This is a genomic window from Photorhabdus africana, assembly GCF_035181445.1.
Classification (GTDB): Bacteria; Pseudomonadota; Gammaproteobacteria; order Enterobacterales; family Enterobacteriaceae; genus Photorhabdus; species Photorhabdus laumondii.
The window spans coordinates 154,420-165,461 of sequence record NZ_JAXBVE010000007.1; the positions used below are offsets into that span (position 1 = coordinate 154,420).

The 11,042-nt window shown below is 43.0% G+C and carries 9 protein-coding genes and 1 pseudogene; 4 read left to right on the forward strand and 6 right to left on the reverse strand.

Annotated features, from left to right (window positions below; all coding sequences use genetic code 11):
- Positions 1 to 4: 4 nt before the first annotated feature.
- Together cysB and topA are read right to left on the reverse strand one after the other, a co-directional pair.
- The gene (gene cysB, locus SLS51_RS06350) at positions 5 to 979 is read right to left on the reverse strand and encodes an HTH-type transcriptional regulator CysB (protein WP_011146661.1); all 975 of its coding nucleotides are present in this window, start codon (positions 977 to 979) and stop codon (positions 5 to 7) included.
- A gap of 304 nt (positions 980 to 1,283) precedes the next feature.
- Complete coding sequence (topA, locus tag SLS51_RS06355; RefSeq protein ID WP_323836554.1) at positions 1,284 to 3,884, reverse strand: type I DNA topoisomerase; 2,601 nt, start codon at positions 3,882 to 3,884, stop codon at positions 1,284 to 1,286.
- A gap of 389 nt (positions 3,885 to 4,273) precedes the next feature.
- Between topA and SLS51_RS06360 the strand changes: the two are divergent.
- Positions 4,274 to 4,434, forward strand: a pseudogene (locus tag SLS51_RS06360) (DUF2498 family protein).
- 102 nt (positions 4,435 to 4,536) lie between these two features.
- Here SLS51_RS06360 and sohB read toward each other — a convergent pair.
- The 3 genes from sohB to SLS51_RS06380 all read right to left on the reverse strand — a co-directional run bounded on the left by sohB (position 4,537) and on the right by SLS51_RS06380 (position 7,488).
- Positions 4,537 to 5,583, reverse strand: coding sequence for a protease SohB (gene sohB / locus SLS51_RS06365; RefSeq protein WP_323836556.1), 1,047 nt, complete (start codon positions 5,581 to 5,583; stop codon positions 4,537 to 4,539).
- Positions 5,584 to 6,601: 1,018 nt separating this feature from the next.
- Positions 6,602 to 7,114 carry a hypothetical protein gene (locus tag SLS51_RS06375; protein WP_323836558.1) on the reverse strand — a complete coding sequence of 171 codons (513 nt, stop codon included), beginning with the start codon at positions 7,112 to 7,114 and terminating at the stop codon, positions 6,602 to 6,604.
- 23 nt (positions 7,115 to 7,137) lie between these two features.
- Positions 7,138 to 7,488 carry a hypothetical protein gene (locus SLS51_RS06380; RefSeq protein WP_323836560.1) on the reverse strand — a complete coding sequence of 117 codons (351 nt, stop codon included), beginning with the start codon at positions 7,486 to 7,488 and terminating at the stop codon, positions 7,138 to 7,140.
- Between the two features lie 335 nt (positions 7,489 to 7,823).
- On the opposite strand from SLS51_RS06380, the gene SLS51_RS06385 reads away from it, so the two are divergent.
- Together SLS51_RS06385 and cobO are read left to right on the forward strand one after the other, a co-directional pair.
- Entirely contained in the window at positions 7,824 to 8,588 is a 765-nt protein-coding gene (locus SLS51_RS06385; RefSeq protein ID WP_323836562.1) for a YciK family oxidoreductase, read from the forward strand.
- A complete protein-coding gene (gene cobO / locus SLS51_RS06390; protein WP_439126849.1) occupies positions 8,588 to 9,184 on the forward strand; it encodes a cob(I)yrinic acid a,c-diamide adenosyltransferase in 597 nt (198 codons plus the stop codon). Before SLS51_RS06385 ends, cobO begins: the two co-directional genes overlap by 1 nt.
- 36 nt (positions 9,185 to 9,220) lie before the next feature.
- On the opposite strand, the gene rluB is transcribed toward cobO, so the two are convergent.
- The gene (gene rluB / locus SLS51_RS06395) at positions 9,221 to 10,153 is read right to left on the reverse strand and encodes a 23S rRNA pseudouridine(2605) synthase RluB (RefSeq protein ID WP_323836564.1); all 933 of its coding nucleotides are present in this window, start codon (positions 10,151 to 10,153) and stop codon (positions 9,221 to 9,223) included.
- Positions 10,154 to 10,670: 517 nt separating this feature from the next.
- Between rluB and SLS51_RS06400 the strand changes: the two genes are divergently transcribed.
- Positions 10,671 to 11,042 (forward strand): two-partner secretion domain-containing protein (locus SLS51_RS06400; RefSeq protein WP_323836566.1); only part of this gene is annotated, 372 nt, incomplete at its 3' end.

The window sequence follows — 11,042 nt, forward strand, 5'->3', positions numbered from 1 at the left end:
TTCATTATACGATTGGTAATTTGATATCTTTGAACATGACTTCGATATCTTCATTTGAGCGTAAAGCAACTGCCTGATCAATAACATCACGCGTCAAGTGAGGCGCAAAACGCCACATAAAATCATACATGTAGCTGCGTAAGAAACTGCTGCGACGAAAACCAATTTTAGTTGTGCTGTAGCTGAATTTATCACGCATATCAATGCAAACAAGGTCATTATCCTGCACCGGATCAACCGCCATGTTGGCAATAACCCCCACACCTAATCCTAACCGGACATAAGTTTTAATGACATCAGCATCCGTCGCAGTGAAAACAATTTTAGGCTTTAAGCCCACTTTATCGAATGCGACATCTAACTCAGAACGACCGGTAAAACCAAATGTATAAGTGACCAGTTGATATTCAGCCAGTTCTTCAATTGAAACACTCTCTTTACCTGCCAGCGGGTGATCCGACGTCACCACCAGCGTCCTGTTCCAATGGTAACAAGGCAACATTATCAAATCTTCATATAAATGCAGCGCCTCAGTTGCAATAGCAAAATCAGCACTACCTTTACTCACAGCTTCAGCAATTTGCGTTGGCGACCCCTGATGCATGTGTAAAGAGACCTGCGGATAACGTTCAATAAAGCCTTTAATCACAGGAGGTAATGCATAACGGGCCTGAGTGTGGGTAGTCGCAATATATAGCGAACCACGATTCGGATAAGTATGTTCACTAGCAACTGACCGTATTGCATCAACCTTAGATAATACTTCACGAGAAATTCGGACAACCTCTTCACCTGCGGGAGTAACATGCGTCAGGTGTTTACCACTACGGGAAAAAATCTGAATACCTAATTCATCTTCAAGCATTCTAACCTGCTTACTGATCCCGGGTTGAGATGTATACAGTCCTTCTGCCGTAGATGAAACATTAAGGTTGTGGTTTACCACCTCCACGATGTAACGAAGCTGTTGCAATTTCATATAAACACCATCCCAAAATAAACGCTGTGAACAATTATGACTTAGAAACCTGGACTGATATTGCTGTTTGCTATTTATTATAACGAATAGAAATAATATTGTTGTCGCATATAACCACTATAACACGATTATATATTTATATAACGAATAATTAAAAATTCATAATGAATGTTTAACCGGATTCTAATTCATATATTTTAAGATAATGCCAATAGGCGAAAAAAGCCAACCTATATGGTTGGCTTAATAGAAGAAAATAATCCCTTTTCTGAGAAAAAGAGAGTGTTGATTCTGTCAGAAATTGTTACTTTTTCTCTTTCTCAACCCATTTCCCATCAACATAAAACACACTCCACCCCGTTGCCTTGCCATTTTTCTCTGAAGAAGCATATTGCTGTTTAGTCTTACGGCTAAAACGGATAACTGTTTTATTACCTTCAGCATCCGCCACAGGCGCATCAGCCAGATAGCGTAATTTCTCCGGCAAACGCTCTTTAAAACGCGCTAGCTCTTCTACCAACGGCGCTCTGGTTTCTCTGGATTTAGGGAAGGTATTCGCCGCTAAAAATACACCGGCTGCACCATCACGCAATACAAAATAGGCATCAGATTTTTCACAAGGAAGCTCTGGCAATGGAACCGGATCCTCTTTTGGCGGCGCGACTTCCCCACTACGCAAGATTTTGCGGGTATTTTTACAAGTTTCATCGGTACAGCCCATGTATTTACCGAAACGCCCCATTTTCAGGTGCATTTCAGCGCCACATTTATCACATTCGATAACAGGACCGTCATATCCCTTAATGCGAAATTCGCCCTCTTCCACTTCGTAGCTATCACAAGCTGGGTTATTACCACAAACATGTAACTTACGTTGGTTATCAATAAGGTAACTGTCCATCGCTGTACCACATTTTTTACAACGACGACGGGCGCGCAATGCGTTTGTTTCCGCCTCATCCCCTTCCAAGACGTTAAGAATTTCATTCTCAGGGATAAGGTTTATCGTCTGCTTACAACGCTCTTTAGGTGATAACGCATAACCAGAACAACCCAAGAAAACGCCAGTGGTTGCCGTTCGAATACCCATAGAGCGCTGACATGTCGGACACTCAATAGAGGTAATTACCATCGGATTGGGCCGCATGCCGCCCTCTTCCGGCTCTTTATTGGCGACGTCTAGCTGTTCACTAAAATCAGTGAAAAATTCATCCAGAATCCCTTTCCATTCGGCTTTGTTACTTGCAACCTGATCAAGCTGATCTTCCATTCGCGCAGTAAAATCATAACTCATCAGTTCGTTGAAATTTTCTTCCAGACGATCAGTCACAATTTCTCCCATTTTCTCCGAGTAGAAACGGCGGCTCTCCACGCGAACATAACCACGCTCCTGAATCGTGGAGATAATGGAAGCATAAGTGGATGGGCGACCAATACTGCGTTTCTCCAGCTCTTTAACCAGGGATGCTTCACTGTAACGCGCCGGCGGTTTAGTGAAGTGCTGGCTTGGAATCAGTTGTTGCAAATCAAGTTCTGTACCAATTTCAACAACCGGCAACGTGTGGTCTTCGTCACTTTTGCGCAACACAGGCATCACTTTTGTCCAGCCATCAAAACGCAATGTACGGCCTTTGGCCCGCAATTCAAAATCACCCGTCTGTACCGTCAATGTTGTGGAATCGTATTTCGCCGGTGTCATCTGACAAGCCACAAACTGACGCCAGATTAGCTGATACAGCTTCTGTGCATCCGCATCCATATCTTTCAGTTGCTCTGCCATGATATCAACACTGGAAGGACGAATCGCTTCATGCGCTTCCTGTGAGTTCTCTTTACTGCTGTAAGTATTGGCTGCTTTTGGCAGGTATTTATCGCCAAAATGATCACTGATGTAACCACGAACCATATCCAGCGCATCCTGACTCAAGTTAGTTGAATCAGTACGCATATAAGTAATATATCCGGCCTCATACAAACGCTGAGCCATCATCATGGTCTTTTTAACACCAAACCCTAAACGCGTGCTGGCCGCCTGTTGCAATGTCGATGTGATAAACGGCGCACTCGGTTTACTGGATGTTGGACGATCTTCACGATCGATCACTTTGTAACGGGCTTTTTCCAGTAAAGAGACGGCGGCTTGAGTCTGTTCGCTATTAACCGGCTTAAACGGTTTACCCTGCTGATGGGTCACTTCCATATGCAGCGAAATTTCGCCTTTCGCCAGCAAATCAGCATGTAATTGCCAATATTCTACCGGTACAAACGCTTTAATTTCACGCTCTCTTTCTACCACAAGGCGTACCGCCACCGATTGCACACGACCGGCAGAAAGCCCTCTGGCGACCTTTTTCCACAGTAGCGGAGAAACCATATAACCCACGACGCGATCCATAAAACGGCGAGCTTGTTGAGCATTTATCCGGTGAATATTTAATTCACCCGGATTATCAAATGCCTGTTTGATGGCATTTTTAGTGATTTCATTAAAAACAACCCGGCTAAAACGATCGCCATCACCGCCAATCACTTCCCGCAAGTGCCATGCAATGGCTTCTCCCTCGCGGTCAAGATCCGTTGCGAGATAAACATGATCAACTTTTTCAGCCAGTGATTTCAGCTCTGCCACGACCTTCTCTTTGCCCGGCAAAATCTGATAATTCGCTTCCCAACCACGGTATGGATCAACTCCCATACGGTTGACTAATGCAGCTTTCTCATCTTTTTTAACCTTCTTCTTAGACTTATCGGTAGATGAGCTCGAACTCTTTTGGCTGGCTGAGCCACTGGTCGGCAAATCACGGATATGACCAACGCTGGATTTCACCACGTAGTCACTCCCCAAATATTTGTTGATTGTTTTGGCCTTTGCCGGGGACTCCACGATTACAAGAGCTTTACCCATAGTTATCTTTACCTAATTATCTTTTCAGATGGTGGAATTCACTGCGCCATATCACGGTATTTAAAACCTCTTTTTATATTGCGATAGATTCTCAATATATCAACTTATTTTTATTCAGTTGATTTCCCCAAACTCGAAACATATTGAATTATCTAAGGTATTTTAGATACCGCCCATGATCTATGCAAATGAATGAAGTGATCACCGTAAACAAAATCTTCCATCTGCATGATGAAAAGTTCACACTCTACCTGATAAAAAATGATGCGCAACAAATTATTTTTGATTAAGGACAGAAAAAGATAAAACAGAACAACACCGATTAAAGGTGAACAATGACCAAAAAAACCAGCGATATTATCCGCCAACGTGAAGATTTTATTCATGGCATGTATATAAGTAGCGTAGAACAAAAAGGAGATGTATTAGTATTAATGGTGAATTTTTTCCAAGTGAAAATGGTTTACCCACAGTAAAAAGTACTGCTATTTTCAATATGTTCAAACAATTGACGCATATCCTGCCGAAACAATATTACCTTGAAAATTAATAACAAAAATTCATTAAGCAATATATCAAGGCACCCCTGAACGTCGAAATAGAACGCCTTGGGGTACGCCAAGATAATTAATTCAAAATAGCGAAACTTTAATTAAAGCAGAGGCTTCTCCCCTCTTTGCCACCAGCGCAATAACAGTTTATCAATACTTTCCATTGCATTGCCGGTGAAACGCTCTACCATGCGTTTACGGCGTGTATAACTGACACCAATAACTTCACAGTTATCTATTTGAGCAATCAACAGATCATCGCTGACACCAATTTCGTCAATCAAGCCCTTCTCTTTCGCCTGTGAGCCGTACCAGTATTCGCCTGTCGCCACACTTTCCACGTCAAGTGATGGGCGATGTGTATGAATAAACGATTTGAATAGTTCGTGAGTCTGATTCAGATCTTCCTGAAACTTTTTCCGGCCCTGCTCTGTATTTTCTCCCAACACAGTCAGTGTACGTTTATATTCACCAGCCGTATGGAGTTCCACATCAATATCATTTTTCTTCAATAGCTTATGAATGTTCGGAATCTGAGCGACCACGCCAATAGAACCAATAATGGCAAAGGGCGCAGCAACGACACGATCAGCAACACAAGCCATCATATAGCCCCCACTGGCAGCAACTTTATCTACGACGATAGTCAAGCGAATGTCTTTCAGACGCAAACGAGCAAGCTGAGAGGCCGCCAATCCATAGCCATGCACCATACCTCCAGGACTTTCCAGACGTAGCAACACTTCATCTTTTGCATCTGCCACGGCCAGAATTGCGCTAATCTCTTCACGTAATGAATCGACCTCATGTGCATCCATACTCCCTTTAAAATCCAGCACATAAAGACAAGGTTTCTGTAACCCTTTCTGACCTGTCTTAGCCTCACTCTTCTTCTGCTTAAATTCGAGCTTTTGTTGCTTATTAAACGCTTTTTGCCAGATTTTTCTTTCCGCTTCCGTCATGCGTGCCCGCTGCATTTGACGCTGTTTATCCCGGTATGATTCACCAAGATCGGTGAGTTTCAGTTCTCCTTTTAGCGAGGATTTCCTCATTCCCATGCCAATACCGAATATTGCCAAAGCAATAACAGCCAACATCAGTGTAACTACTTTGGCTAAAAACAACCCGTAAAGAGATAAGTACTCCACAAAATCCACCTTTTGCTTCTTAGACTATGAATTTACAATATAATGTATCTAATTTTCTCATTTAAAAACAATATATTATAATTAATTCGCATTCAATAAATACGAATATGTACAAATAAAAACGTCCAGTATATCGGTCTCAGTCGCTAATTCTACACCATTAAGATGGAGAAATGGGGGACCAGTTCAAAAATGAGGAATTAGATTGCAGAATCACAAAAACCCGGCGTTTCAACCAAGCACTATGACTGTTACAACTACGACTGTTACAACTACGACTGTTACAACGACCTGATCGCTACGACTATCTGAAAGAAAAGAGAGAAATTATTGAACAATGGAAAAGTAAACTGCTATCGCTGTGAGTAAAGAATAAGGGCCAAACAGCTCCCATCATTATGCGGCCATTACAATATAGTTAGAACTTGGTTTGGTGCTATCATGCCGACGAATGAACTTCGAATAAATTCCCCTCTTAAATCGAGTAATCTACCATCAGGATAAGCTTCCGCTAATTCCGGGTACTGTAATTTATCAAAATCTGAACTGTTACAAGTGAAATAACCAAATAGATGAATGGGGCAATGACCAAGGAATAGGAAAATAATAATGTGTGGTTATTTCAGATGTAAAAAAACCGCAATTAAGCGGCATATATGAAAAAACTCACCGAAGCGGATTTAGTTGTATAATTTATCTTTGCTTATAATGTTAACGATATGATGGCAAGATTCTGGCGATAAAGGTCTTGGTTCCCACTTGGATAACTCACTAACAGGCAAATCCAGGACACTCCAAGGAACAACACCATTTACACCGACGCCACGTGGAGTTAACACATCCAAAAATTTCTTCTTAATAACATCATAAATGCGAACTTCACCTAATTTAACGATACTACTAGCCCATAGAGAACCACCTGACAGACTCTGAATATTGTCGCAAATAAGATATCTATGTTTCAATAATAGACTGTTATAAATGGAACTAGCCAGCCCCACCCTCCGATAATCTATGTCTATATATACCCGTCATCTTTCAAGTTGCTTCTTTGTTGGCTGCACTCACTCACCCCGGTCACATAGTTATCTATGCTCCCGGGGATTCGCTCCCTTGCCGCCGCGATGCATCTTGAAATCCATAGGGTATAAACGCCTTTTATTTGCTTACCCGTTTGGGTTATCCCTTTATCGATAAAATTAAAGTCGTTATATAAAACTCTTCCGACCAAAATATCTTCTGATGATTCATGCATATCCAAAGAAAGTAATTCATCGATAATTTTCTCAGTACAATACCCGTATTTTCTCAGGCATTCTGCGTGTTCAGAGTAAAAGTCAGGAGTAGAGCATCCCATATAAATTATTTCTGAATAGTAATCGTATTCACTTCCAGCAAGAGCATATTCTATTATTTTCAATAAATCATCTTCCGGTGATAGACAATAAAATTCATCAATAATATTTGATGAAACACAACTTGGCTTTTCGCTCAAGTCCTTTGAATATGAACTAATAAGATCGGGGGCCATTGCTATCCCTATTATATAATAATTTAACGGGTAGTCGTTAGTTTGTAATTATCAATGAAAATTTTAACAACGGACTCAATGCGTTTCATAATGAAGCTAATATTATCGCCAAATTCTGGATATTGATTTTCAGGAGAAACAAGGTATTTCACTCTTTCCCTTCTGACAACCAATTCAGCAAATGGCACAATATAGAAACCATCACTCTTGTTATCATCTTTAAGAGTTACAATAAACAATTGCCTGTTAGCATCCCGCCTTTCACTAAGGCGAAGAACGCAAAAAAGTTTATCTGTGCTCTTATCTTTGAAGGAGTCAATAACTTCTGTTGAGTGGCTAATGGTCTGTATAGACCTGGTATGTTCAGTTCTCATATAGCCCCCTAACATGATGAAATTGAAGTGACATAGTGCTTAGCATGATACAAATTTATATCACTTAACGTGATAATAGTCGCATTGAACCTCTAGTTCAACAAATTTAACAACCAGCCGCCTGTACAGCAATAGTCCAATCGTAATCATGATCCCGACCAACTTCAGCTACCTAAGTTGCCTAACATTCACTCACGCAGCCCGCAATGTTTCTCCGTGTATCTCCTGAGCAATCAACCTTGGCAAATTTGACTCAATATATAACTTTCTGTTTTGATAGCCCGAACGGCCTCCGACGGTAACAAATCGCGCCGTCAATAACAGGAAATCTTCAAATGTTACATTACCAACCAAAACATGACCTCCTACAACAACGTATTATTTTAGTGACAGGCGCTGGAGAGGGTATTGGCCGTGAAGCGGCTTTGACCTATGCCCGTTACGGTGCACAGGTGATCTTACTTGGCAGAACAACACACAAACTGGAAGCTGTCCAAAAAGAGATTGAACGAGCAGGTGGTGCCCCGGCAACTGTTTACACCGTGGATCTGCTTACCGCCACAGCCGAAGAGTGTCAAGCATTCGCTGGCGATTTAGCGCAACATTATCCGCATCTGGATGGCGTATTGCATAATGCCGGTTTACTGGGGGCCGTCGCACCGATGGCAGAGCAACCCGTTCAACTATGGCATGATGTTATGCAAGTCAACGTCAATGCGACTTTTATGTTAACGCAAGCCTTATTGCCACTATTATTGAAATCACCTGATGGATCATTAATCTTTACCAGTTCGAGCGTTGGCCGCGAAGGTCGTTGTGGTTGGGGAGCCTATTCTGCCTCTAAATTTGCAACCGAAGGCATGATGCAAGTTTTAGCAGCGGAATATAAACACACTTCTCTGCGCGTTAATTGTATTAATCCCGGCGGTACACGCACAAATATGCGCTCCCGCGCATTCCCTAACGAAAATTCTGCTAAACTGAAAACACCGGCAGATATTATGCCACTGTATCTTTATCTTATGGGCAGCGATAGTCTGCATAAAACAGGCATCAGTTTTGATGCCCAACCCGGACGCAAAGCAGGACCAGCCGAATAATGACAATCAATGACAATCAACATCAAAAAAGGCAACAACGCCTAAAAGAAAAAGTGGATTCCCGTATTGAAGCCGCCCAGTTAGAACGGGGTATTCTCATCGTTTTTACCGGCAATGGTAAAGGCAAAACCACTGCGGCATTTGGCACCGTGACCCGAGCGATAGGTCATGGATTTCGCGCCGGAGTGATCCAGTTTATCAAGGGTAAGTGGGAGAATGGCGAAAAAAATCTGCTGGAACAGCATGGGGTGAATTTTCATGTTATGGCAACAGGTTTTACCTGGGAAACTCAAAGCCGGGAAACGGATACTGTAGCCTGCCAGCAGGTATGGCGCCATGCGTTAGCGATGTTATCTGATCCCGATTTAGATCTGGTTGTCCTGGATGAACTGACTTATATGGTGAGTTATGGCTATCTTCCTCTGGAAGACGTTATGAGTGCGCTCAACCACCGACCGGAGCACCAATCCGTTATTATCACCGGCCGCGGTTGTCATCGTGAATTATTGGAAATGGCAGATACCGTCACAGAGATGCGTCCGGTAAAACATGCCTTTGACGCCGGCATCAAAGCACAAAAAGGGATCGATTGGTAAAAAAGGCCCCGTTATAACACACGAGACCCAGAAAACTTAACGGCCTTTTGGCGCGGTTGTTCGCCCCGCCTTCTGGCGTGAACTGCCCGGACGTTTTCCTGCCGATGGACGCGATGCGACTTGAGCATGGCGTTTAACCGCTCGGCGGATTTGGTTAGCTTTAAGACGACGTTTATCCGGTCCCACTTCCACTTTGGAAACCGTCTCTTCATTCAAATTCACTAATTGGCGTAAATAGTTAGTCTGCTCCAGACCCAGTTCTGTCCATCCCCCGCGTGGTAAGCCTTTTGGCAAACCAATATCACCATAACGCACACGAATAAGACGGCTCACCTGTACACCAACCGCTTCCCAAAGACGACGAACTTCGCGGTTACGTCCTTCTGTCAGCGTGACGTTATACCACTGATTCATCCCCTCACCGCCTTTAAACGCGATAGTGCGGAATGCGGCGGGACCATCTTCCAGTTGAATGCCCTTAGCCAGTTGTTTCAATTTAGCATCATCAACTTCACCAAAGACACGGACAGCATATTCGCGTTCAACTTCGCGGCTTGGATGCATCAACCGATTAGCCAGCTCACCATCCGTGGTAAATAGCAACAAACCACAAGTATTCACATCCAGACGCCCAACAGCTATCCAGCGGGAACCTAGCAATTTAGGCAGACGATCAAAAACCGTTGGCCGCCCTTCTGGATCATGACGAGTACAAAGCTCACCCTCTGGTTTGTAATAAGCCAGAACACGGCAAACCGCTTTTTGTGATTCTTTGATATTTAATATCCGACCATCGAGACGGATTTTCGTGGCGGGCTGAACTTCAAGGCGATCACCTAAAGTCGCGATCTTACCGTCAACACTGACGCGGCCTTGTTGAATATAGCCTTCTATTTCGCGGCGGGAACCGTGACCGGAACGCGCGAGAATTTTCTGTAACTTTTCAGATTTCTGTGTCTTACCGCTCATTGAGCAACCTCTGTTGTCGCCTTCACAGGCGTCGTGTTATATATCAATCAATACATTGATTGTGAAATTCAATCATAACAAACTGATTTTAATACATTTGATAGCATAGAATGCTAGAAAATAGCTCATACATTCTAATCCGTGGCCGAGCATTCTACACTAATTTCAGACACAATGATTCTAATCCAGCAATTCCCATCACGCTAAAACTGAAAACATTATGGCTGGCGTAAGGGAACAATATCTCCATCCTTATCGCGATTTACCGACATTTAATATGACAGATTCCCCATTATCAGAATTAAAAAACCCAGCACCGATCACATTTCATACTACCCATTCTGACGATCAATTAATTACACATTAAAATGGTTCAATAATGTAACTATTAAATAATCAATATTCTCTGTGGTAAATGGTCATTTTATACCCGAAGCCTGACCGCAGATGCTCAGGTCACTTATTGGTTAGCATCACTGACTTTTTAACACTTAAATTAAACAAAAGGGATAGCACGATGAGTAAACGCAACAACTCGGTGGCGAGAGGCACGAGTTATCTATTAATTTACCTGACCGCCATTCAGCCGCTTCACCCGGCGATTGCCGCGGGGATCACACCGGATAATAACCATACGCAGGTACAAAATCAGGGCAATGTCCCGGTTGTCAATATTGCCACGCCGAATGACGCGGGGATATCCCACAACACCTATAAAGCGTTCAACGTCGATACTCAAGGCGCTGTACTCAATAACGCCACGCAAGCGGCTCAATCGCAACTGGCGGGGCAACTTAACGCTAATCCTAATCTGCATGGAAAAGCGGCGGAACTGATTATTAATGAAGTGACCGGCAGCGGACAATCTAACCTGCAAGGCCAATTGGAG